Raw genomic sequence first — 25,349 nt, 5'->3', positions numbered from 1 at the left:
AATGGATAAGCATTATACCTACTTGCTTATAAATTTCCTTACCATTTTTTTTCCACTGATTTTATCATTCGACAAAAAGGTCAGGTTTTATACGAAATGGAAGCACATTTTTCCAGGGTTGTTCATCTCAGGGATCGTATTCCTTATCTGGGATTATATTTTTACCCTTTACGACGTATGGTCGTTCAATGGCGATTACGTGATCGGTGTGTGGTTCCTGAACCTGCCACTTGAGGAGATCCTTTTTTTTATTACGGTTCCGTTTGCCTGCTTATTTATTTACGAGTGTCTTAATGCCTATATAAAAAAAGATATTCTTGCAAGGTATGCCAGGGCAATTACTGTTGGGTTTCTGGCTCTGTCCCTGGTGTTTTTAGTCTTCTTTTTCGATCGCGTCTATACTTTAATAACCTTTGGACTTCTGGCCCTTATGTCGGTTTATATTATAGTAAAGGGCGAGAAGAAGGCAGGACGCTTTTATCTGGCCTATTTTATTTCGCTTATTCCTTTTTATGTGGTAAACGGCTTGCTTACCTCAATACCCGTTGTTCTTTACAATAACGCTGAAAACATGGGGGTTAGGGTAGGGACAATTCCTTTTGAAGATCATTTTTATTCACTGGCAATGTTGCTGATGAATATGTTGTTCTTTGAATATTTCCGGGATAAAAAATCGAGGAATGAGTAATACTCCTACATATACAAAAAATCAGTTAGCTTTAAGAAACGGTCAGGATAAACCTGAGATCTGGGTTTGTTTTAATGGTCTTATTTACGATGTAACCGAGAGCCGGTTGTGGAAGAATGGGAAGCATTATGAACACTGGGCTGGACAGGATCTGACTGAAGAACTTAGAGATGCACCCCATACAGAATCGGTGTTCTCTAAATTCAAGGTTATTGGTAAAATAAAAGTATAGTACAGATTGAAGCACATAACTTCAATCTGTATAGGCAAATTTAAGCTATCTCGAAACTACTCAGATTCACAAATTGCTTAACGCGATCTGCTATCTCTTCCTGAGAGAGATCTTTAATTCTTTCTGTCCCAAATTTCTCCACACAGAAAGAAGCAAGTGCTGATCCGAAGATGATTGCATTCTTCATGTTGTTAAAGTTGATGGTGCCCACTTTCGCCAGATACCCGACGAAACCTCCTGCAAATGAGTCGCCAGCACCGGTTGGATCGAAAACTTCGGCTAAAGGAAGTGCCGGTGCAGAAAATACCTTATCTTCATGGAAGAGCAGAGCACCATGCTCGCCCTTTTTGATGATAAGATATTTAGGACCCATTTGAAGGATCTTTCTGGCTGCTTTAACCAAGGAGTACTCGCCGGAAAGCTGGCGTGCTTCAGCGTCATTAATGGTAAGTACATCAACAAGTTTTAGTGTTTCCAACAGATCGTTTAATGCTACGTCCATCCAAAAGTTCATAGTATCTAGAACAATCAACTTGGGGCGTTTTTCCAATCTTTCGATAGTTGTTCTCTGAATTTGCGGAGTGAGATTTCCTAATAGCAAGTATTCGCAACCCTGGTATGAAGTTGGAACTACAGGATCGAAATCTGCCAGAACATTTAATTCTGTTATTAGCGTATCCCTTGAGTTCATGTCGTTATGGTATTTGCCTGCCCAGAAGAAGGATTTCTCGCCTTCCTTGACTTGCAGGCCCTCCACGTCAATACCGTGTTTTTGAAAGTCGTTAATATCTTCCTGATGAAAGTCATCGCCCACCACGGCAATTATCTTTGTTTTATCGTAGAAGTACGATGCGGCGAGACTGGCATATGTGGCTGCTCCACCCACAATTTTGTCTGTTTTTCCGAAAGGAGTTTCTATTGCATCAAACGCTACGGTTCCTATAATGACTAAGCTCATGTTTTTTTCAAAAAAAAGTTTCCGCAAATATTGCAGAAATAAATTTAAATCCCGAATATTGCAGTCCCAAAACACAGCGAGGGTTTAAAAAAACAAACGCTGTAAAACCGGTAAATACTCCTGAGTAGCTCAGCCGGTTAGAGCATCTGACTGTTAATCAGAGGGTCGCTGGTTCGAGCCCAGCCTCAGGAGCAAATCCCCACCCAAAAGGTGGGGATTTCTTTTTGAAGCTCATTTTTCTTTATTTAGCGGTAGTGGGCGGGTTATGCACATAAGAAGAACAACCTGTGTGATTTTTAGTCACAGAGTAATCTGAATCTTTATCTTAGCTTCCCTAATCAGTATGTTTCAGGAATTGATATTGTTGCATTCATAATAGTGGCTCAGCTCCTAAAGAAAAAATGATAAGTACATTATATAATCCGTCTTCTTACTCAATTGCAGTGATCGGACTTGGCTATGTAGGTCTTCCTCTGGCTGTTGAATTTGGAAAGAAATATAAAGTAACTGGATTCGATATTAGCCGGGGCCGGATAGACGAGCTTAATCATGGAAGAGATCATACGCTGGAAGTAGATCCGTCAGATTTGCAAGCAGTAATACGTGATATTGATTCAGATAAGGGTATATTTTTTTCCGGCGACAAGGAAAGTTTGAAGGATTGTAATGTTTATATAGTAACGGTTCCAACGCCGGTAGATAGATACAATAACCCCGACCTTACTCCTTTAAAAAAGGCTACTGAGATGGTGGCAGGGGCATTGAAGAAGGGCGATATTGTAGTTTATGAGTCGACGGTATTCCCAGGCTGCACTGAAGAAGAATGTGTCCCTGTACTTGAAATGTTTTCCGGACTAAAGTTCAATGTTGATTTCTTCTGTGGATATTCGCCCGAGAGAATTAATCCGGGAGACAATGCCAGAAAATTGCCTAACATTAAAAAGGTAACTTCAGGGTCTACACCCGAGGTTGCACACATTGTGAATTCGTTATATGCTTCTATTATTCCTGCAGGGACGCATCTTGCTCAATCTATAAAGGTGGCCGAGGCTGCAAAGGTTATCGAAAACGCGCAAAGGGATATCAATATAGCCTTCGTAAATGAGTTGTCGAAAATATTCTCTCTCCTGCATATCAATACTCAACATGTTCTTGAAGCAGCAGCCACCAAATGGAATTTCCTTGATTTTAAACCAGGTTTGGTTGGAGGGCATTGTATTGGAGTAGATCCTTATTATTTGGCTCAAAAAGCTACTTCTGCAGGTTATTATCCAGAAATCATTTTGTCAGGAAGGCGGATTAATGATAGCATGGGGCCATATATAGCGGATGCGGTAGTTAAGCTAATGGTTAAAAAGGAAATTGTGGTTTGGGGGGCAGATATATTGATTTTAGGAATCACTTTTAAGGAGAATTGTCCTGATGTACGAAATACGAAGGTGGTAGATATTATTAAGGAGCTTAGCTTATATAAAGCTAATATTACTGTATATGACCCCTTGGCAAGTTGTATGCAGGTAGAGGAAGAGTATGGTATAAAGTGTATTGATGAATTGCCCAAGGATAAGCAATACGACGCGGTAATCCTTGCGGTTTGCCACAGTGAGTTTTGCGACCTGGAATACGGTGCCCTGCTTAAAAAGTCTGCGGTATTGTATGATGTAAAGGGAGTGCTAGACATCGATCTCGTAGACGCCAGGTTATAATCTATCTATCCAGCTATGTATGAAATTGAATATCACTCAGTCAACTTAAGCCGGTTTAGCTTCCTGATAACAGGAGGGGCCGGATTTATAGGTTCTAACTTGGTAGAATATCTGTTGAAATATGGGGCAGGTAAGGTTCGGGTATTAGATAATTTTTCCACCGGATCCCATGATAATATTACTCCGTTCCTCTCTCATCCTGCTTTTGAATTAATAGAGGGAGATATCAGGGATATTGAAACCTGCAGCAACGCGGTTGAAGGAATAGATTATTTAAGTCACCAAGCAGCCCTTGGTTCAGTTCCAAGATCTATTAATGACCCGGTAACTACCAATGAAGTCAATGTATCCGGCTTCGTTAATATGCTTTGGGCTACAAAAGCCAATGCGAGGGTAAAGCGGTTTGTTTACGCAGCTTCATCTTCAACCTACGGCGATAGTGCAGAGCTGCCGAAGGTTGAAGAGAGAATCGGTAGGCCCTTGTCTCCTTATGCTGTAACTAAGTATGTAAACGAGCTATATGCAAACGTATTTGCAAATACCTACGGTATGAATTTAATTGGTTTGAGATATTTTAATGTTTTTGGACCAAGACAGAATCCTGAAGGAGAGTATGCAGCAGTTATCCCTAAGTTTATTAAAGCTTTAAGAGCAGGGGAGCCCGCTGTAATAAATGGAGATGGTGAACAAACGAGAGATTTTACCTTTGTTGAAAACGCGGTTCAGGCAAATGTAAAGGCCTTCTTTTCAGAAAAAGAAAGTGCTCTAAATCAGGTTTATAATATTGCGGTTGGTGAAAGTATTTCCCTAAACGGGCTTTGGACTGTTCTAAATAGGCATAATGGCAGTAACATTCCCGCGGTATATAATGCAGAAAGAAAAGGAGATGTACGAAATAGTTTGGCTGACATTTCTAAGGCTAGTTCTATGCTTTCAAATAATCCACAAGTTAGTGTTGAAGATGGCCTTAAACTTTTGCTAGCGGAAAGGAAGTGGCTTTAGCAAAAAATTAAAGGATGGTTTGCTTAAAACAGTATTCTTACTTGAGCCTTATAAGGAAAGGATATTGCTATGAATTATTTGGATCTCATTTTAGTGCTGATACTTGTCTTTTCTGTTTGGCAAGGGATTTTAAAAGGCTTTTTGATTGGGATAGTTGAAGTGTTCATGTGGGGTGCGGGCCTGGTAATTGCTTTCCTTTGCTATCCTTATATATCAAGTTTTATCCAGAAGTTTATCGCCTCAGGTTTTTGGGTTTTACCTGTTTCTTTTATTCTTGCCATTGTCATTGCCCGCCTAGCCCTTTCAGCAATCGCTAACTTCGGCCTTTCAAAAGTTCCTTCAATTTATCATACATCAAAATTTAATAAGATACTCGGAAGTGTTCCTGGAGGTTTTACGGGATTAGTTTATTTGCTATTGATAACGTCTTTATTGATCTTGTTTCCTTTTAGTCCCTCGCTAAAGTCTGCTGCTGAAAAAAGCTGGATGATGTCTCAACTAACACCGGGACTTGAAAAGATTCACCTTTCGATCTCTCCTTATATTGAAGAGTTAGAGAAGGAAGCCGGGCCCCTGCTAACACTTAACAAGAAAGACGATAAATTCATTAAATTAAATTTTACGGTAGAGCGTTCGAGGGTGCGTCGGGATTTGGAAGCCAGGATGTTGGTATTGATAAATGCGGAGAGGGCTAAAGCTAATCTTCGGCCACTTAAGGAAGATCGTGAGATCGCAGTGGTGGCAAGAGCGCATTCGGCTGATATGTTTGCAAGGGGATATTTTTCGCACTATACTCCCGAAGACAAAACTCCTTTTGATCGTATGCGTGCTGCGAGGGTGAGATTTTTAACAGCGGGAGAAAATCTGGCTTTGGCTCAGACTTTAAATATCGCCCACGAAGGTCTTATGAACTCTCCTGGACATCGTGCAAATATTCTTAATAGATCCTTTGGAAGGGTGGGGATAGGAGTACTTGACGGAGGAATTTATGGTTTGATGGTGACGCAAAACTTTCGGAACTGAATTTGCTTTACAGAAATATGGAATTTAACGATCGCCGCAATTATCCAAGTGAGAATAACAAGTTACGTTGGGTAGAAAAGTTGTCATATCTTTTAGATGAGCAGTTTAGATTGCCTGGAACAAAGTTTCGCTTTGGCTTGGATCCCATTTTAAATCTTATTCCTTTTGCTGGAGATATGAGCGGGCTTTTAATCTCTGCAGCTCTGGTTCTAACTTTAGCTAAGAACGGTGCCAGTAGTAAAATTGTCACATTAATGGTGCTAAATATTGTTCTCGACGCTACCATTGGTGCAATACCTATCATTGGCCATGTTTTCGATTTCTTCTTCAAGGCTAATAAGCGTAATATTAGGTTGCTTAATGAGCACTACGTGGAAGGCAAGCATCAGGGTAGTGGAAAGGGAGTGCTTATTGGGGTAGGATTAGTCCTTCTTGTAATCTTTATTTTAATGATCTATCTTTTATGGCAAATTACTGCATGGATTTTTAACCAATTTTAAACTCAATTAGTTCAGAAACAATACTTGCGGGAGCTACAAACAACTTAGCGTAAGTTGTTGTTTATGAATTAAAAAGGAAAATAAAATATGGGGCAGGTTTTTACTATAAGCCTGGAGGGCGCTAAATTTCATTATCAGTTATTAAAATTAAATCAGAACAACAGAGTTGTGGAGTCTGAAATTTTACTACAAGGTAATACAGTTACGCTTTATAAGGATGATCGGGGGTGGAAGCAGAAAGAGAACACTTTACCTATAGTAGATGAGTTAGTTCGGGCCATTGGTAACTCCTTATCTTTAAGATATAGAATATAAGGTTTTCATACCCATCCTGTTTTTATTATTAGTGATGATGAGTGAATTTCACTCCAATCTTATTTTGAGATTAATTAATTACGAAACTTTAGCAAAGATGAGTATTAGAAATTACTAATGCTTATCATTGCCGCTTTTTACATTTTGTCCTCTAATGAAATTGAGTTTAGTCCTTAAAGATAAAACTATTGAATCACATCAACAACTGGAAAAGCTGCTCATTGGCAAGTTAAAGTCACTATCTGTTGAAGGCGACTACGTTGAGATTTTAAGGAAGTTTTATGGCTACATTAAGCCGCTTGAAGAGAAAATAAGTAAAAATCTTGATATAAACATTGTACCTGATTATGCTGAAAGACGTAAATCTGACGACCTGATGGTAGATTTACGGCAATTTAGGGCAGATCCCAGGGTTGTTTTGTGTGAAGACTTACCTGAGATAAAGAACACGTACGAGGCACTTGGGGCGTTATATGTACTTGAAGGTTCTACGCTTGGTGGAACAATCATTACTAAAATGGTAACAGAGAGACTAGGAATACCTGCATCCGAAGGTGTTTCTTTTTTCTATTCCTATGGAGACAGAACGAGAGAGATGTGGGACAAATTTAAAGGTGTGTTGGATGCTTTACCAGAAGAAGTCTGGAAAATCGTAATAGAGAGTGCGGATGAGACCTTTATAAAATTTAAAGATTGGCTAGCATGAGCAAAAAAAATTATGACTCGGAGTTTTGTGGTAGTTTGCCGCTTCATCACATTAATCAAATTCAACCTTATGGATACTTAGTTGTGTTAAGTAAGGAAGATTTAAAGATTGTTCAGGCAAGCGAAAACGTCTCGGAAGTGTTCGGAAAGGATGTAGCCGATGTTGTTGATTCAAATCTTTCTGATTTTGTAAGTAAGGAGCAAATAAAAATGCTTGAGGCAAGCTTTGCTAAAGGCATTTCTGACAAGATACCTCTTAATTTGAATATCAGCATAGGAGACATTGAGGTTGAGTATATTGCTCTTGTTCACATGAAGGAAACCTTGCTGGTGGCTGAATTGGAAAAGGCGGATACCCGAAAGTCGTTTCTTGAGGTTTATCAGGAGATGAAATATGTAATGGCGGAAGTTAATTCAGCAAGCTCAATTGAAACCATTTGCCAGATTTCTGTTTCTGCCCTAAGGAAACTCGCTGGTTTTGACCGTGTTTTGATGTATCAATTCGATTCAGATTGGAACGGAACAGTGATTGCCGAGGAAAGGGAGTTGGATATGGAACCTTACATTGGGCTTAAGTTCCCTGCATCTGATATCCCAAAGCAAGCTCGTGCATTATACCATAAGAATACTTATCGCTTAATACCAAATCGAGAGGACAAGCCCGTGAAGGTATATCCGGTGATTAATCCGCTCACCAATTCTTTTATTGATCTTACCGATTGTAATCTTCGGAGTGTTGCAGGGGTACATTTGGAATATATGGAGAACATGGGAATAAAAGCATCTATGTCCATCCGTATAATTCGCAACGGCCAGTTGTGGGCATTAATATCCTGCCATCACAGGGAAGCAAAGTATCTCAATTACGAGGTCTGTTCTGTCTTTGAACTTTTGTCTGAGTTGATCTCATCTAAGATTACCTCTATGTTATATCAGGAGCAGTTTGAGTATAAGAGTACGCTATGGGAGAAAAAGAGGTTGGTTCTAGATGGTATTTACAGTGTGAATGAGCTATTTTCGGGGCTGGTTAAAAAAGATAACGAACTCCTAGAATTATTTAGTGCAGGTGGTCTCGCTCTGGTTTATAAGGGGAAAGTTCATTTGCAGGGAAAAACGCCACAAGTTGAAGATGTAAAGCATCTCGTGTTTTGGCTCCAGCATAAAATGATTTCAGAGGCCTTTGTGGAAAGCAATCTTTCCAGCACTTTCGAGCCCGCGCAAAATTTTATAGAAGAGGTCAGTGGATTGCTTGCCATCCCAATCGGTGGCCGAAATGAAGATTTTCTTTTGCTTTTTCGGCCGGAAGTACAAACAACGGTCAGCTGGGGTGGAAATCCAAGCGAAGCCATTAGGTTTGAGCCAGATGGAAAAAAGTATCACCCTAGAAATTCGTTTTCAATATGGCAGGAAACAGTTAAAGGGACCTCGTTGCCATGGTCAGGAGAAGAAGTAAGGGTTGCAGAAAGCCTTAGAAGCTTTATATTTGAATATTCTACTAAATACATATATAGTTAGGGCGGCTTTACATCTATGGAAAAGACGGTGAATGAAGGTTTAATAAAAAGGAATTCTACGAAGCTAGATCATTATGTAGTTGCTATTGGTGCGTCTGCCGGTGGCCTGGAAGCTATTCACGAATTCTTCGACAATATGCCCACCAATGCCAACTTTTCTTTCATAGTTATACAGCACCTTTCACCGGATTATAAAAGCCTGCTTGTAGAGCTGGTGTCGAAACACACCCACATGAAGGTCTTCGAAGCGGAAGATAAAATGACGGTACAAAAGGAATGTATCTATGTAATTCCCAATAATAAGTTAATGACTATTTATAACGGGAAGTTACATCTGGTAGAGAAAGTTCCTGACAAGCAGCCTAACACAGCAATTGACCGTTTTCTTTATTCATTAGCTCAGGAGAAGAAGGATAAAGCTATCGCGATTATCTTATCAGGAACAGGCTCTGACGGAACCCGAGGGATTGAAGTGATCAAAAGTTGTGGAGGGATGGTTATTGTTCAGGATCCCGTTACCGCCAAATTTGATGGTATGCCAAATAGTGCAATAGCATCTGGCAATGCGGATTTGATTTTGCCTCCGGAGATGATCCCTGAAGAAATCTATAATCATGTAAATGAGAGTCCTATCCTTGTTTTAAATAAGGGCAAGATAGACGATCGTTTACTGGATGATATTTTTAACCTCATACATAAGGCGCACGGGTACGATTTCCATTACTATAAAACCCCTACGATTATTAGGAGGATAGGAAAGAGAATGGGTCAACATAACATCAAAAAGCTGGATGATTATGTTGCAGTGCTGAGACAAAGTCCTGAAGAGGTCAAGAGTCTTAGCAAAGACTTTTTAATTGGTGTAACACGATTTTTTCGCGATAAGCAAGCTTTTGAAGCCTTATTCCAGCAAGTTCTGCCCGATATTGTGAATGATAAGCAGGATGGAGAGATTCTAAAAGTTTGGATCTGTGCCTGTAGTACAGGAGAAGAGGCTTATTCTTTGGCTATTCTTATAGACCAGTACATTCAACGTTTCCGCCGTTTGCTGGAAGTTAAAATTTTTGCAACAGATATTGACGAAAGCAGTATTGGCTTTGCAGCTAAAAATCTATATCCTCAGTCTATTGAGAAAGACATAGATGAGGATACACTTAAAAAATATTTTGTTAAGGAGGGTAAATCCTATTCCATCATCCCGCGTATTCGCAAACAAATAGTTTTCGCAAGACATAATGTAATTAAAGATCCTCCCTTTATTAAAAATGATCTGGTAAGTTGTAGGAATATGCTCATTTATATGAATAGCGTGCTGCAGCAGAAAGTTATGAATACCCTTCATTTTTCTATTAATACCGGCGGCTATCTTTTCCTGGGTACAAGTGAAACAGCTTCATCCATTAAAGATTCGGTGGATGAGGTTAATAGTAAGTGGAAGATTTACCGTAAGATCGGAAAAAACCGGATCTCCCCATATGAAGTTTACAGGCAGCTGGATAATAAGGGCGAGCAACCAAGAATTTCTCAAACTTTAACAAAGAGTATACAAAAAAAGAGTAATCCGTTGGCTGAAGATCTCACCGAAGCTATTATAGATGACTTTGGCTATGTATGTTTTTATATAGATAAGAATTACGAAATTAAAGAATCAGTAGGCAATTTCAGCCGATTCTTATCTCTTCCCGAGAAAAAGCTGAACCTGAATATTCTCAAGATGGTTCCTCAGGAACTGTCTGTAGCTCTTAATACCGCAATTCGTAAAAGTTGGAAAGAGGAGACTAAAGTTTTTCTTAAAAGTGTACGTGTAAAGCAGGATCAAGCGGACCTGTTCTTGAGTATCTCTGTTAGGCCAGCAGAGCCTTTACGGGGAAAGCCATACACTCTTGTTGTTCTGGGAGAAAACAGCTTGAGCCAGATACATGTAAGAGAAGAAAGTCATCCGATACCTAGCGCCGAGCATAACGAATATATCGCTGAATTGGAGGCTGAGTTAAATGAAACCCGCTCCAATTTGCAGATGGCAGTCGAGGGGCTGGAAACCACAAACGAAGAATTGCAGTCAAGCAACGAAGAGTTGCTTTCAGCCAATGAGGAATTGCAGTCGAGTAATGAGGAGTTGCAGTCGCTTAATGAGGAATTACATACTTTAAACACAGAGCATCAGCTTAAAATCAAAGAGCTGATCGAGCTGAATGATGATCTGAATAACTATTTCAGAAGCACTGATATAGGCCAGATATTTATCGATAGAAATCAGAATATAAGGAAGTTTAACGCCTCGGCTTTAAGACTGGTTAATCTGATAGAGAGTGACATTGGACGGCCCATCAGTCATATATCAACGAATATCCGATACGAAAATCTACTAAGAGATATTGCTCACGTAATAGACACAGATGAAATCGTAGAGAAGGAAATTATCCTTACAAATGATAGACGCTATCTGATGAGGATCATGCCGTATGTCCGGCAGGATAAACGGACAGACGGTGCAATTATCACCTTCGTAGATATTTCGGCCATTGCAAATCTTAATAATATTATAAATGGGGTCTTTAACTCTAGTTTAAGTTCTATTATCGCATTTAAAGCGGTAAGGAACTATAATAGCCAGATAGAGGACTTTGTTATCCTTACTTGTAATTATGCTTCTGACACCATATTAGGGGGAAGTATAAATCAGGCAGGTAAGCACTTGAATGAGATAGCCAGCTTGTCGGGCACAGATTTTTCGAAGAGTTGTGTGGAGGTGGTTGATAAAGGCAACCCTCTTCACACAGAGCTTAGTATCGGTGATCGCTGGTACGAGGTTGTGGCAGTTAAAATGATGGACGGCTTTGTGGCAACCTTCACTGACATTACTGACAAGCGGGATGGAGAGCAGAAATTAAGACAGAATTATAATGAACTGATCTCGGTGCGGGAAAACCTCAAGCAGCTGAATCTTGAACTTGAAGACAAAGTAATTGAAAGAACTCGGGAACTTAGCATTTCTGAAGAAAGGTTCAGACTTGTTTCCAAGGCAACAAACGACGCTATTTGGGATTGGGATTTGGTTAATAATAGTTTATGGTGGAGTGATAGCTTCTTTAAACTATTCGGGTACGATGATTCTGAAGAGGTCCATAGTAGTAACTTTTGGATTAGTAAAATCCATCCTGAAGACAGGGATCGTGTAAGGAAAAGTATTAATTCGGTTATTAACAAAGGTAGTGATCAATGGACGGAGGAGTATCGATTCGAAAAGAACGATGGGTCTTATGCTTGTATTCTAGACAGGGGTTATTTATTGCAGGATGAATACGGTACGCCGTATAGAATGCTCGGTTCAAGGTTAGATATTTCTGAACTAAAAGAGGCCCAGTATCAAATTATCAAAAGTGAAAGCCGATTCCGTAAAGTATTCGAATCAAACATGATAGGGATGCTTTTTACCAATAAAGATTCTGTAATTATAAATGCAAATGATGCTTTTTTGCAGATGATCGGCTACAGCAAGGAAGATTTGAAGAATGGCCTCATTGCCTGGAGCAGAATTACTCCGCCTGAATTCCTGGAAAAAAACAGGCTCGCCGCAGAGCAAATTTGGACTAGTGGTGTATGTCCACCCTTCGAGGGAGAATATCTTCGCAAAGACGGTTCGCGGATTTGCGTGTTATTAGGGGCTGCCTCAGTAAGCGAAGATGATGCTGTTGCCGTTACCTATATCATCGATATTACAGCAAAAAAGGAAGCGGAGAAAAAAGAACAGGAACTTCAAAGAATTATTCAGAAACAGCAGGATGAGTTTAAAGGTATTTTTATGAATGCCCCTGCGCTTATTTCCATTCGCCGAGGAGAGGACCTAAGGGTTGAATTCGTAAATCAAACGGCAATGGATTATTTCGAAAGGTCTGACCTTGTTGGTAAAAATAATAGAGATCTGATAGGAGAGTACAAGCCTGCGAGTACTGAGTCACACGAGTTGATTCAACAAGTATACAAAACCGGAATTCCATTCTTTGGAAAAGCATTCCATATCCGATTTGATAAGAACAGAACAGGTATTTTAGAAGATGCCTGGTTTGATTTCGTCTATCAGCCCGTGTATAGTAATGAGGGGATAGTAGATGGAGTTGCCACCTTTGCTTTTGATGTATCTGATATGATCAGGGCTAATCAGGAGATTAAGAAAAATGAAGGCAGGTTTAGGTTCCTCGCCGAATCAGTACCACAAAAGGTATGGACTGCAAAGCCCGACGGACTGGGGGAGTATTTCAACAAGGTTTGGCTGGATTATACAGGCAAGGATATGCATGAGCTTGAAGGCTGGCAATGGCTTAATGTTATACATCCTGAAGATCGCGAAAAGAATAGAGAGCTATGGCTCCAGTCTGTCAAATCTGGACTGGATTTCGAGATGGAGAGAAGGATCTTAGGCGCTGATGGAGAGTATCGCTGGCATTTAAGTAGAAGCATACCCCAGAGGGATGATAACGGGGAAATTGTAATATGGGTGGGTACGAGTACCGACATTCATGATCAGAAGACCGCTTCTGAAGCCTTGAAGGAAAGTGAGGACTATTTTCGTCAACTGGCAGACCAATCTCCTTTCATGATCTGGAAAGTTGATGAAAAAGGGGATTGTAACTACGTCAATAAAAAGTGGATTTCATTCACTGGTCTTAGCTTTAACGACAGTATGGGTTTAGGGTGGAGCAAAGCTTTTCATCAGGATGATGCAGACAAGGAGTATAATAAGTTTTTGAAGGCCTTTGAGGCGAGAGAAATATTCTATTCCAAGTTCCGTCTTAGAAGTATAAAAGGGGAGTATCACTGGGTTCTTGCACAGGCAAATCCTGTGTTTGGAGGCTCATTTGAAGGATATATAGGCAGTTTAACGGACATAACGGAACAAGAACTTGCCCAGCAGGCTACCAAGCTGTTGATGCAGAAGAAGGACGAGTTTATGAGTATTGCAAGTCATGAGCTTAAAACACCTATTACCAGTATGAAAGCATCTTTGCAAATTGCTGAACGCTTAAGTACGCGGAAAGTAGAGGTGGAAAAGATCCAGTCTTTCATTGAGAAAGCGAACAAGCAAGTAAATCGCCTTACTGCCTTAGTTGAGGACTTATTGGATGTAACAAAGATCCAAGCTGGGAAATTACAGTTTGAGAAAGACAGGTTCTACATCGATGAGGTTGTACAAAGCTCAGTTGATCAAATGCAGAACGACTCAATCAGGCATACAATTCTTGTAGAGGGGGAAAAAGAGATTCCGGTTTGGGGAGACATGCATCGCCTGGAACAAGTTATTGTTAACTTCTTATCAAACGCTATCAAGTACTCGCCCGATTCAGAGAAGGTACTGGTAAATATCAGGAAAGAAGAGGATAAAGTGAGAGTTTATGTTACCGATTTTGGGATTGGTATTCCGGAAGATAAGATAAATTTTGTCTTCGACAGATTCTTCAGGGTTCAGGAGTCTTCACAGAAGTTTTCCGGACTAGGTTTAGGGTTATTCATTTCCGCCGAAATTGTTAAACGCCATGAAGGCGATGTAGGAGTTTATAGTGAAGAAGGTAAGGGATCTACATTTTGGTTTGATTTACCTATTGCAAATTGACAGAATAGATTTCTGCTTTCAAAATATATTAATAATTAAATTTTTGCAGGTTCATTTATTTGTTATAGCTTTATGCTTGAATGAAGCGTATAGTAATTTTTGATGACGATGTGGATATTTTAGAAATTCTCACATATTTACTGACGGAGAAGGGGTGGGAAGTCCATACGCGAACAACTTGTAATAATATTTTACAAATTATTTCTGAAAAAAGGCCCGATGTTATCTTGATGGACAACTGGATTCCAGACACAGGAGGAATAAAGGCTACTCAATTGCTAAAAGCAGATCCGGAGCTTTCCAATATCCCGGTTATTTACTTTTCTGCTAATAATGATGTTGAAATTCTTTCACAGAAGGCTGGTGCTGACGCTTATATTGCTAAGCCTTTTGATTTAGACGAATTGGAGAAGATCGTCAATCAATTTGCGCTTTCTTAAGATTTATAGAAGGGATTGGACCTTCAGTATTAATCGTACCTTTGGTCTAATCCCTTAACTATTTTATTTAAGCTCAAAAATTGCTCTCATCTGGTAGTTTAGCTTAATCTTTTTAAAATCGATATCTGGCACTGGTGCGGATTCTGCCACTGACGCCTTATCCATCATCATTACATTTGCCCGATAATATGGCTGTGGGTAAACTTCATTGTTGATCTCCTGTATTTCTATCGCATCTCCCACTTTGTCATTAACGGCTTCTGCCAAAAAACTTGCTTTGTCCTTTGCGGCTTGAAGTGCTTTTATTTTTAGGTCTCTTTTCAACGATTCTATTTTAGAATAATCATAAGATTCAATGTTCGTGTACTCGATGGCCTTGGAGTCAATTCCATTTAGTATCTGATTAAACTTATTCAGATCGGTTACTTTGATCCGGTATTGTTTCCTTGCCAGGAAATCCGGGTTTTTCTTCTTTTCCCAAGAGTAGTTATAACTGGAAATGTTATTGATAGTGAAGTTTTCCTTAGGTATTCCAGCACTTATTACAGCAGAGTAAAGTTGCTTTTCCAGGTCCTCAATATCAACTTTTTTCTTGTTGGCATTGTCCCGATAGTGTTCTTTGAGGGAAATACCAACATGAATGATATCAGGGGTTACTTCGGTTTCTGCTGATCCTGAAACTTCAATTTTTCTACGAAGATCAACTGTCTGAGCTGATGTGGTAATCGTGATACCACTAATTAACGCGATGAAGAATATTCTTTTCATAAATTTGTCTACTGTGTGTGTACTTATGATGCTTGTGGAAACTTAATTCCATAAACATCTTTAAAATAGAATTGCTTTATAATAAGGACGACAAAAACGTAGCAAACGTAACATACAGGGCAAGAAACGCAGCAGTATTTAATTGCTGTTTTTGGGGTCGTAGTGGTAAACAACAGTATAAGCAGTATGCTGCTGTTTTAACGCAACTTGACCGATCTTAAGGTTATTACCTTGAGGAGTTGGCTCACAGATAGAATAATGTTTTCCCTGGTAAATGATGGGGTTTCCAATAGGTTTATCAAATGCTACAGCTACAGTTATGTGAGTTGGATATAGAAGCGCAATCATTGGAAGATTATATATTTCCTTTACCAGGTAGAAGAATAGAGCTGCGCGGTCATCACAATCACTATACTCCGCGAATAGGGTCTGTTCGGGTGCAAACCGTTTTTCCTTTCCAAAAAGCTGGCTATCATCCTGGTAGAGGAAGGCATAACGGGTGAAATTCATAAGATATTCAATACCTCTTTTCTGACTTTTGCCCTCTACTGCTTTTTTTAAAACAGGAATTAAAGATCCATAAGTTTCATGACTTAAAGGAATATTAAAGTAGGTGGCAAAGTCTACAACTGGATAATTAGCGAAAATGTTCTGAACCTCAGAATTCACTTTAACTTTAAAGTGATACACCCTTTGTTTATAGCTGAACTTAAGATCCTTTTCTGAGTAATTCTCTGGTTTAAATTCAGGCATCCTGGTGACTTTATAGGAGAACTCCTTCGTTGCGCCTGGGATATTTATTTCTACTGGAATTGCAACTTCCCTCGCAAAATCGATCTTCCCATAGTCATGATAATTCAAACACATGTACTTGTTTCCCTCCACTTTGAAAAAAGGTATGTCCATAATGTCTTCCTCGTTCCTAACGTAAAAAATTATCTTACGATTAGCAATTGCCAGTCGCGCATCAAAACCAGATTGGGAAAGAAGGAACCACTTATAAAGAGTATATCTGAAATAGTTTTCTTTTTTGGGTGCCAGTTGCTGGGCTGTTTTTCTAACTAACTGGTAGTATAGCCAGTCGTTCAATTTATGTGATTCTTTATAATGCAACAGGGAGGCTAGAATAATTTTATAATCAGTTTTGTTTATCTGATCATAGAATTTATGGACTTCATTCTGATGCGGAATACTGTCTGTATTGATAATAGCAGCTTGAGGCACTTGAAAATTCACCGTGCCTTCGTAAAACTCAAAGCTATACCCCCGATACTGTTCCTGGGCTTTCAGTTGCACCATTTCAAATATCAGGAAAGCAAAGCAAATCAGTTTTACAAGCCTCCTCATGGCAATCGGAATTTACATAAACTTAATATAAATTAAACGTAAAAAAAATGAAGGAGTTTCAAAAGGGTGAAAACTTAATATTTATTGTAAACTAAATGTTAAGTTAACATTAAAATAAGATTTGAGGATTTGCAGGTGTGTTGAGTTAAAGAAGGAAGGCCGTTAAAATAATAAAGCCCGGGACGGGGCTTTATTATTTATTCTTCAATGATCTCGCTATGTGGATAGCTTTCCTCTATTTTTTCTTCTTTAAAATATCGTTTCTGCCATATAAGAATGGCAATTACACCTATGGAGATTGCAGCATCTGCAATGTTGAAAACTGGTCTAAAGAAAACGAATTCTTCATTCTGCCATATAGGGAACCAAGAAGGGAAAGTACCTTGTATTAATGGAAAATAGAACATGTCTACCACTTTACCTTGAAAAATCCCTGCATATCCCCCATTTCCAGGAAGGAACTGCGCTGGCTGGAAGTATGTGCTCTCACTAAAAAGCATTCCATAGAAAGTGGAATCGATAATATTTCCCAACGCGCCGGCAAAAATTAATGCGACATTTAAGATGAGGCCGCGATGGTACTTTTTCTTAATAAGGTATACAACTCCATATCCTATAAGGGAAACAGCTACAATGCGAAATAGCGTTAGGGCAAGCTTTCCAGCTACACCTCCAAACTCCATACCGAATGCCATGCCGTTGTTTTCTGTGAAATGTATCATACCCCTATCTCCAAGAAATCTAAATTCCTGGCCAAGGGTCATGTTTAGCTTTATCCAGATTTTCAGAACCTGGTCTGCAAGTAGTATTAAAATAATAGCCAATACAGGCTTGGTATATGCTTTCATTTAAGATTGCTTCAATTTTGCTTCCATACTCAAGGTAGTATGAGGTACGGCCCTTAGACGTTCTTTCGGGATCAGCTTGCCTGTTTCCCGGCACAGTCCGTAAGTTTTGTTCTCAATACGTACTAAGGCTGCTTCTAGGTTCTCGATAAACTTTTTCTGGCGTGCAGCTAATTGATTAGTCTGCTCCTTTTCGAGTGTTGCCGATCCATCCTCGAGTGTTTTATATGTTCCTGCTGTATCATCAGTGCCGTTTAAATTAGGATTACTCAATGATTGGGTTAATGCATTTAACTCTTCCTTAGCTATGCGAATTTTCTCTAAAATAAGTTCCTTAAATTCTTGTAGTTCTACGTCTGAGTACCTTGTTTTCTCGTTATTTTCCATATTAAGCTTTTGTAAGAGTTACTAAAAATTCCTGCTCGTCGATTTCTATACTATCACCTTCTGATAGATTTTTATCTAAATTGAATGAAGCTGCCAGAATTTCGGCGCTAATATATGATAAATTCGCTTGTACAGCTTCAGTTATATAGGGATGCTCAATTATCCTCACATTGATCTTATCTGTTACTTCAAAGCCTTTATCTTTTCTAAGATTCTGAATGCGATTGATCAACTCACGGGAAATACCTTCCTGCTTCAATTCGTTAGTTACCGTAACATCTAAAGCAACGGTTAGTTTTCCCATATTTGTTACCTGCCATCCAGGAACATCTTCCGCAATAATCTCTACGTCATCAACTGAAATCGTTAAACTAAACTCATCTCTACTGAAACTTACAGTACCTTCTTTCTCAAAGTCGGCAAGCTCTTGCTGTGATAGGTTATTTATAAAAGCAGCAACATCTTTCATGTTTTTGCCAGCTTTCGCGCCTAATGCTTTAAAATTAGGTTTAACCTTCTTTTTGATGATACCAGAAGTATCGTTAATATACTCAATGTTTTTAATATTGGTTTCGGAAAGGATTAAGTCCTTTACTTTCTCAACTTTTTCCTGGAAACTGCTGTCTAAAACCGGCATTAAAATCTTGTTTAATGGTTGGCGAACATTGATGCCAACCTTTTTACGCAGGGATAGGATCATGGACGAAATATCCTGAGCTAATGACATGCGTTCTTCAAGATCTTTATCAACTAATTCTTCCTGATAAGTTGGGAAATCTGACAGGTGGATTGATTCAGCTTGATCTTTTTGAGTAATTGTATTTAAATCAAGGAATAAACGCTCGCTAAAGAAAGGCGCGACGGGCGACATTAATTTAGCTATTGTTGACAGACAGGTATAAAGCGTTTGGTAAGCTGATATTTTATCACTGCTATAGTCACCCTTCCAGAAGCGACGGCGGCAAAGGCGGACGTACCAGTTACTTAAATGTTCATCCACAAAGTCCTGAATAGCACGGGCAGCACGAGTTGGCTCAAATTCTGCGTAAAAGCTGTCTACTTCCTGTGAAAGTGTATTTAGCAATGAAATGATCCAACGGTCTATCTCTGGCCTTTCAGCAAGTGGAATCTCTGCCTCTTTATACTTAAAGTTGTCAATATTGGCGTAGAGGGCGAAGAAAGCATAAGTGTTATAAAGGGTGCCGAAGAACTTGCGGCGAACCTCATCCAGGCCTTCTATGTTGAACTTCAAGTTATCCCAGGGCGAGGCATTACTGATCATATACCAGCGAGTTGCATCTGCGCTGTATTTTTCGATCGTTTCAAAGGGATCAACAGCATTGCCCAGCCTTTTTGACATCTTATTGCCATTTTTATCTAGCACAAGTCCGTTTGATACCACGTTTTTAAATGCTACCGAATCATTAAGCATTACTGCAATGGCATGGAGCGTGAAGAACCATCCACGGGTTTGATCTACACCTTCTGCGATAAAGTCTGCAGGATAGGCGTTCTCGAATTTATCCTGATTTTCGAAAGGGAAGTGCCATTGAGCGTAAGGCATTGCGCCTGAATCGAACCAAACATCGATTAGGTCTGGCTCACGCAGCATCTTCTTTCCGGTAGAAGATATGATAATAACATCATCGACATACGGTCTGTGCAGATCAAAGTTGCCTTCAGTAATTTGAAGTATTTGAGCTTGTGCTTTATCTAATTCTTCCTGATCCAGTAACCCACTGTCTACAGCTTCAATAATTTTTTCCTTTAATTCCTGTATAGACCCGATACAGATCTCTTCAGTACTGTCTTCTGTCCTCCAGATAGGGAGGGGTGTTCCCCAATATCTCGAACGCGAAAGGTTCCAATCCACCAGGTTCTCCAGCCAATTACCAAAGCGGCCTGTGCCAGTTGCCTCTGGTTTCCAGTTTATAGATTTGTTTAATTCAACCAGACGGTCTTTAACTGCTGTTGTCTTGATGAACCAGCTGTCGAGCGGATAGTAAAGGACGGGCTTGTCTGTTCTCCAGCAATGAGGGTAACTGTGTTCGTATTTCTTTACGTCGAATGCTTTATTTTCTTCTTTAAGCTTAATCGCGATCAGAACATCTGTAGGCTTGAAATCTTTTTCTCCTGTATGGTCAGTGGCGTAATATTCTTCTTTTACGTAACGACCTGCAAAATCCGTAACTTCATCTACGAACTTTCCCTGACGATTAACCAATGGATGTTGCCTGCCCTCGGCATCAGTTACTACCACTGCTGGAACTCCTGCAGCCTTCGCTGCTCTGAAGTCGTCAGCACCGAAAGTAGGAGCAATATGAACGATCCCTGTTCCATCTTCTGTAGTAACAAAGTCTCCAGGTATTACCCGGAAACCATTTGCCTCAAGTTCTTCATTAGTCACGTAAGGCAGAAGCTGATGGTAGCGAAGTCCCACAAGCTCCGTACCTGTAAATTCAGCTGCAATTTCCCAAGGAATCAATTTGTCACCTGCTTTATACTCCTGAAAAGAAGCATTTTGTGCATCTGCTTTGAAATGTTTAGCTATCAAATCTTTGGCGAGTATGACGCTCACGGGCGAATACGTATATTGGTTAAAAGTTCTGACTTTTACGTACGGGATGTTATTTCCTACAGCTAGAGCGCTGTTTGAAGGAAGAGTCCATGGGGTAGTTGTCCATGCCAATATAGAAGTATCCTCCAATTCGTTCTGAAAAAGAACAGACATTAAGGGGTGTACCTGATCTTTCTTAACCCGGAACTGGGCAACGATTGTGGTATCTTTTACGTTCCTGTAAGTTCCCGGCTGGTTAAGCTCATGAGAACTTAGGCCAGTTCCGGCAGCCGGAGAAAAAGGCTGAATGGTATAACCTTTATATAAATAGCCTTTCTGATATAGCTCTTTTAATATCCACCACAATGTCTCGATATACTCGTTTTCGTAGGTAATGTATGGATTCTCTAAATCCACCCAATAGCCCATTTTCTCCGTCAGGTCATTCCAGACGTCAGTAAATTTCATTACTTCCCTACGGCAGGCAGCGTTATATTCTTCAACAGATATTTTCTTTCCGATGTCTTCTTTAACTATACCTAGGGTCTTTTCTACGGCAAGTTCGATCGGTAGACCATGGGTATCCCAACCTCCTTTACGTTCTACACGGAACCCTTTTAAGGTTTTATAACGGCAAAAAATATCTTTGATAGTTCTGGCCATAACATGGTGGATACCAGGCATTCCATTAGCGGAGGGAGGTCCTTCGTAAAATGTATATGGTTTAGAAGCCGGACGGTTTGTAACACTTTTTTCGAATATGCTATTATTCTTCCAATACTCCAGGATTTCCTTTCCGGTTTCAGATAAGTTAAGTTGTTTATATTCTTTGTACATCAGGATTTTAAACAAATTTTAAGGCTGCAAATTTAGGGATTTGAATTGAGAATTAGCTGCCTTTTCGGTTTCCCGTATTTGGGTCAACAGGAGTATTAAAAATACCTTTTGTATGGTTTAGTGTACAAAAGCCTTAGGTGTTTATACTTAATTAAGCAATGTTATGGATGGCGTGATTTTAGCACATAAATTTATAGCTGTAAATTTCCTTAACTGTAAATGCGTTTATGAATAGATTTTTAAAAAGAGGCTTAATTTCGCTGTTTGTCGGAATTGCTCTCAATATTGGCGGCTACCTAATGATGGAGGACAATCAAAACCATTATGGATGGTTGATGGTCCCGGGGGTAATCCTTTTTGGGCTCGGATTTATTTTAGTGCTGTATAGCTTTATGAGAAAAGTGGAGGCTCAGGGGCTTAGAGAAGAACGCGCAGAGGACAAAGAGAAAAAGAAACGTTTTCGACTGGAATTAAAAAAGCCGAAGAAAGTTTCTCCGGCCTCTTAATGTTCCTTGCTTTTGCGCTTATTTATTCTATTCCTTCTCAATAAAAGCTTGGACCTTCTTCTTAGACAACCCACTTTCCAAGCTCAACAGTAAAGCCGGTAGAAGCGTAAGGTTCGAAACAAGAGCGACCAATAGTGTTATTGATAGAAGTATTCCCAGAGCAACGGTACCTCCGAATGTAGAGGCTATGAAAATGCCGAAACCAAAAAAGAGGATTAGTGCAACATAGATCATACTGATACCAGTTTCAGCAATTGTATCTGAAACAAGTTTTGAGATACTGTGATTTGTCACTTTCATCTCATAGCGGTATCGGGTAAGGAAATAAATTGTTTGATCGGAGGCTATTCCAAAAGCAATACTGTAAATGAGAATAGTGGAAGGTTTTAATGGAATTCCTGTAAAGCCCATGATTCCAGCGGTAATAATTAGTGGGATGATGTTTGGAATAAGAGAAATAAGGATCATTTTTAAACCGCGGAATAAAATCCACATTAGTAAGGCAATTAAAGCTACCGCAATTAAAAGACTATCCCGCAGGTTTTCTACTAAATAATTTGTGCCCTTAACATAAATAATACTTGTTCCTGTTACATCTACAGTGTATCGCTCTGGATTCATTATAGAATCTATTCGTGGCTTAATTTCATCAATTAGCTGATTCATTCGTTTAGAACCCACATCTGCCATCTGAAAGCTAACCCTTGTTACTTGCCGGTTTTTATCTACAAAGCTTTTTAAAAGATTCCCATTGCCTCCCGAATGGGCAGCGTAGGCGAGGATAAAGTTCATTTCGAAATCTGAAGGAACTCTGTAGAAATCTGTATTACCCTCATAAAAAGCCTGGGATGAAAATTTGAGCACTTCGATGAGAGATATAGGCCGCGAAAACTCCGAATAAGAGGATATCATTTCCTGAAGTCTCTCTATTTTGTTTATTACCGGCATTTTCATTACCCCGTTTTTTTTTCTCGTGTCGATGCTTAATTCGAATGGCATCACTCCTTCAAAATTACTGTCGAAAAACTTGAGGTCACGATATACAGGGTCATTTTTAGGTAGATCATCAACAATGTAACCGTTAATATTAATCTTAGTAATCCCGTATCCGGATATAATCAAAAGGAAAAATGTAGTAATGTATACCCAATTCCTTTTGTTATGAACAAGATTATCGATTGTAGCAAGCAGTCTTCTCAGGAACGGAGTCTCCAGGTGTTTAATGTGCTTAAGATCAGGAGCAGGGAGATAGCTGAAGATAATTGGTATTAAACATAAGCACATTAACCAAGTAGCGAGGATGCTTATTGAAGCAACAATACCAAATTGCATGAGTAGTTCGCTTTGAGTAATATATAGAACGCCAAAACCAATGGCGGTTGTAAGGTTGGCAATAAATGTTGTGATTGCAACACGAGAAATTACAGTTTGAAGTGCTTGTTGTTTATGCCTATGTTTGCCATATTCATTGTGAAATTTATTTAACAAAAGGATGCTATTGGGAATACCAATAATTACAATAAGTGGTGGAATTAATCCCGTAAGCAATGTTATCTCGTATTCAAATAGGACTAAAATTCCCAAGCTCCATACAACTCCGGCAATTACCACTATCACAGGAAATATGACCGCGTAAAAGGACCTGAAGAATACAAATAGGATCAGAGCTGCTACCAGTATGGAAAGACCTAGGAATAATGCAAACTCTTGCGAAACTTTCTTACTAATTACCGTCCTGATGTAAGGAAGGCCCGAGTAATGGAGGCTAATGTTATGTTTTTTACTGAAAGCTTTACTCTTGGTCAGGATTGAGTTTATCACCGGAATGCGCTCCTTTGAATTTAGAACCTTCCTGTCGAAGGTGATCGCCATTAAGGATGCGTTTTTCCTGCTGTTGAATATAAGTCCATCATAGAACCTTTGGTTATAGAGTTTCTTTTTAAAGGCGATCAACTCGTTCTGCGATCTCAATGGTTCTTTTACCAAAGGCTCAAAACGGAATTTTTGCGCAAGAGTATCTTTCTTTAACTCAAATAAATTTCCAATAGACAGGGTTTGCTGAATTCCATGTAGTTTCTGAATCTCATTGGTCAGGGCTCGCCAGTCATTAAATGTTTGGAAGTCATCCATTTTTGGAGACTGGACACCAAGCACCAGAATACTTCCATCCTCTCCAAATCTGTTCTTAAATTGATTATAAGTGCTAAAAGCACTATCGGTAAGTGGTAGAACTTTACTTCCGGAAAAAGATAGTTGAACTTTGCTCGCTTGCCATCCCATAAATAAAGAAATCAGAAGGAAGATGACGAGTACTGTTAAACGATTTGAAAGAACGAGTTTTGAAAGTTTCTCCCACATAAAATATCAACTGCTGCTTAAATTTGCTGGGCAGCAAAACTACAAAAATAAGTTAACCGAAAATATCAGCCTTGGGTCATGCTGTTTTTAGCTTGCAGGTTATATTGCTATTAATAATCTGGATTGGCGAGGAAGGAAGCACTGGTGATACGTAGTATGGTAGCAAGCTACTTGAAGAATACGGTGCGAAATCAGCTCCTAACGTTACCTACGGTTTTCCAGGTTACACCTGTATTAGCATAAATAATGAGGTAGCACATGGTATTCCTTCTGACTCGAAGGTACTTAAAGATGAGGATCTTGTTAATATTGATGTGTCGGCGGAAGTTGATGGTTTTTTTTCTGATAATGGCGCATCTTTCATTCTGGGGCAAGATGTGAATTATCTTTCGCCGGTAGTGAATGCTTCAAAAGATATTTTGTATAAAGCAATTCATCAAATCAAAGGAGGTGTGAAGATTTCGGATATTGGAAGATTAATTGAAACAGAGGCCAAGAAAAAAGGCCTGACTGTTATTAAGAGCCTGGCAGGACATGTAATAGGGAGGAGCTTGCACGAGGATCCTCATGATATTTTATGCTATTCTGATCCTTCAAATAAAACTCGTTTCCGTAAAAATTCTGTCGTTGCTATTGAGACTTTTATTTCTACCAGGGCTACTTATGCCCATGAAAATGCAGATGGATGGATAATGGAAACTAGAGACGGAAGTTTTGTGGCACAGCATGAGCATACTATTCTGGTTACAGAGGGCGAGCCATTGATATTAACGGAAGCAAATCCCCTTTGGAACTAAAATTTTTAATTCCCCGAAAGGTTGTATGATTCAATTTTTTCTGCCAATTGATGCAATAGCTCGGAGTCTAACTTGCCGGGATTTTTGCAAATGTGAAGGTATCCGTATTGATCCGGTTCAAAGCTAGCTACAAGTTCTTCGCCTTTAAATACGTCAAACTTGCAGTGATGATGTCTATGATGAATATAATCTACTATTTCGAAATTGATTACCTCTGTGCTTTTTTGAACTTCTATCCTGATCCTATCCATTCTTG

19 protein-coding genes, 1 tRNA gene and 1 pseudogene are annotated in these 25,349 nt (G+C 39.4%); 13 read left to right on the top strand and 8 right to left on the bottom strand.

Going from position 1 to position 25,349, the window contains the following annotated elements; all coding sequences use genetic code 11:
* Position 1: 1 nt before the first annotated feature.
* Together J4N25_RS22775 and J4N25_RS22770 are read left to right on the top strand one after the other, a co-directional pair.
* The gene (locus tag J4N25_RS22775) at positions 2-688 is read left to right on the top strand and encodes a lycopene cyclase domain-containing protein (protein WP_207424117.1); all 687 of its coding nucleotides are present in this window, start codon (positions 2-4) and stop codon (positions 686-688) included.
* On the top strand, positions 681-920 hold the full coding sequence (locus J4N25_RS22770) for a cytochrome b5 domain-containing protein (RefSeq protein ID WP_207424116.1): 240 nt from the start codon (positions 681-683) through the stop codon (positions 918-920). Before J4N25_RS22775 ends, J4N25_RS22770 begins: the two co-directional genes overlap by 8 nt.
* Positions 921-960: 40 nt before the next feature.
* Here J4N25_RS22770 and J4N25_RS22765 read toward each other — a convergent pair whose 3' ends face one another.
* Positions 961-1,878, bottom strand: coding sequence for a PfkB family carbohydrate kinase (locus J4N25_RS22765; RefSeq protein WP_207424115.1), 918 nt, complete (start codon positions 1,876-1,878; stop codon positions 961-963).
* A gap of 118 nt (positions 1,879-1,996) precedes the next feature.
* Here J4N25_RS22765 and J4N25_RS22760 point away from each other — a divergent pair.
* The 9 genes from J4N25_RS22760 to J4N25_RS22720 all read left to right on the top strand — a co-directional run bounded on the left by J4N25_RS22760 (position 1,997) and on the right by J4N25_RS22720 (position 14,691).
* A tRNA-Asn gene (locus J4N25_RS22760) sits at positions 1,997-2,070 on the top strand.
* Between the two features lie 209 nt (positions 2,071-2,279).
* Positions 2,280-3,584, top strand: coding sequence for a nucleotide sugar dehydrogenase (locus J4N25_RS22755; RefSeq protein WP_207424114.1), 1,305 nt, complete (start codon positions 2,280-2,282; stop codon positions 3,582-3,584).
* Positions 3,585-3,599: 15 nt separating this feature from the next.
* Complete coding sequence (locus J4N25_RS22750; RefSeq protein WP_207424113.1) at positions 3,600-4,586, top strand: SDR family oxidoreductase; 987 nt, start codon at positions 3,600-3,602, stop codon at positions 4,584-4,586.
* 69 nt (positions 4,587-4,655) lie between these two features.
* The gene (locus tag J4N25_RS22745) at positions 4,656-5,609 is read left to right on the top strand and encodes a CvpA family protein (protein ID WP_207424112.1); all 954 of its coding nucleotides are present in this window, start codon (positions 4,656-4,658) and stop codon (positions 5,607-5,609) included.
* Positions 5,610-5,626: 17 nt separating this feature from the next.
* Positions 5,627-6,109, top strand: a complete 483-nt coding sequence (locus J4N25_RS22740; protein ID WP_207424111.1) for a DUF4112 domain-containing protein — start codon at positions 5,627-5,629, stop codon at positions 6,107-6,109.
* 469 nt (positions 6,110-6,578) lie between these two features.
* The gene (locus J4N25_RS22735) at positions 6,579-7,130 is read left to right on the top strand and encodes a biliverdin-producing heme oxygenase (RefSeq protein WP_207424110.1); all 552 of its coding nucleotides are present in this window, start codon (positions 6,579-6,581) and stop codon (positions 7,128-7,130) included.
* Positions 7,127-8,644 (top strand): GAF domain-containing protein, encoded by a 1,518-nt coding sequence (locus J4N25_RS22730; RefSeq protein WP_207424109.1) that lies wholly within the window; start codon positions 7,127-7,129, stop codon positions 8,642-8,644. The genes J4N25_RS22735 and J4N25_RS22730 overlap by 4 nt, the downstream gene beginning before the upstream one ends.
* A 15-nt stretch (positions 8,645-8,659) precedes the next feature.
* The gene (locus J4N25_RS22725; protein ID WP_207424108.1) at positions 8,660-14,251 is read left to right on the top strand and encodes a PAS domain S-box protein; all 5,592 of its coding nucleotides are present in this window, start codon (positions 8,660-8,662) and stop codon (positions 14,249-14,251) included.
* An 80-nt stretch (positions 14,252-14,331) separates the two neighbouring features.
* The gene (locus J4N25_RS22720; RefSeq protein ID WP_207424107.1) at positions 14,332-14,691 is read left to right on the top strand and encodes a response regulator; all 360 of its coding nucleotides are present in this window, start codon (positions 14,332-14,334) and stop codon (positions 14,689-14,691) included.
* 63 nt (positions 14,692-14,754) lie between these two features.
* On the opposite strand, the gene J4N25_RS22715 is transcribed toward J4N25_RS22720, so the two are convergent.
* The 5 genes from J4N25_RS22715 to ileS form a co-directional block, all read right to left on the bottom strand.
* Positions 14,755-15,459, bottom strand: coding sequence for an SIMPL domain-containing protein (locus tag J4N25_RS22715; RefSeq protein WP_207424106.1), 705 nt, complete (start codon positions 15,457-15,459; stop codon positions 14,755-14,757).
* Between the two features lie 138 nt (positions 15,460-15,597).
* The gene (locus J4N25_RS22710) at positions 15,598-16,806 is read right to left on the bottom strand and encodes a hypothetical protein (protein ID WP_242695997.1); all 1,209 of its coding nucleotides are present in this window, start codon (positions 16,804-16,806) and stop codon (positions 15,598-15,600) included.
* A 197-nt stretch (positions 16,807-17,003) separates the two neighbouring features.
* Positions 17,004-17,654 (bottom strand): lipoprotein signal peptidase, encoded by a 651-nt coding sequence (locus tag J4N25_RS22705; RefSeq protein WP_207424105.1) that lies wholly within the window; start codon positions 17,652-17,654, stop codon positions 17,004-17,006.
* The gene (locus J4N25_RS22700) at positions 17,655-18,038 is read right to left on the bottom strand and encodes a TraR/DksA family transcriptional regulator (RefSeq protein ID WP_207424104.1); all 384 of its coding nucleotides are present in this window, start codon (positions 18,036-18,038) and stop codon (positions 17,655-17,657) included.
* A 1-nt stretch (position 18,039) separates the two neighbouring features.
* Positions 18,040-21,432, bottom strand: a complete 3,393-nt coding sequence (gene ileS / locus J4N25_RS22695; RefSeq protein WP_207424103.1) for an isoleucine--tRNA ligase — start codon at positions 21,430-21,432, stop codon at positions 18,040-18,042.
* Between the two features lie 227 nt (positions 21,433-21,659).
* Between ileS and J4N25_RS22690 the strand changes: the two genes are divergently transcribed.
* Positions 21,660-21,938 carry a signal peptidase gene (locus tag J4N25_RS22690; protein WP_207424102.1) on the top strand — a complete coding sequence of 93 codons (279 nt, stop codon included), beginning with the start codon at positions 21,660-21,662 and terminating at the stop codon, positions 21,936-21,938.
* A gap of 27 nt (positions 21,939-21,965) precedes the next feature.
* On the opposite strand, the gene J4N25_RS22685 is transcribed toward J4N25_RS22690, so the two are convergent.
* Complete coding sequence (locus J4N25_RS22685) at positions 21,966-24,296, bottom strand: efflux RND transporter permease subunit (protein WP_242695996.1); 2,331 nt, start codon at positions 24,294-24,296, stop codon at positions 21,966-21,968.
* 176 nt (positions 24,297-24,472) lie between these two features.
* On the opposite strand from J4N25_RS22685, the pseudogene map reads away from it, so the two are divergent.
* Positions 24,473-25,093, top strand: a pseudogene (gene map / locus J4N25_RS22680) (type I methionyl aminopeptidase); the annotation flags it as partial.
* Between the two features lie 5 nt (positions 25,094-25,098).
* On the opposite strand, the gene J4N25_RS22675 reads toward map, so the two are convergent.
* Positions 25,099-25,344 carry a hypothetical protein gene (locus J4N25_RS22675; RefSeq protein ID WP_207424101.1) on the bottom strand — a complete coding sequence of 82 codons (246 nt, stop codon included), beginning with the start codon at positions 25,342-25,344 and terminating at the stop codon, positions 25,099-25,101.
* Between the last annotated feature and the right edge of the window lie 5 nt (positions 25,345-25,349).

The sequence above is a fragment of the Desertivirga brevis genome (assembly GCF_017355835.1).
Note: the sequence above shows the minus strand (reverse complement) of the source record. Positions and strands in the feature narration are given on the sequence as shown.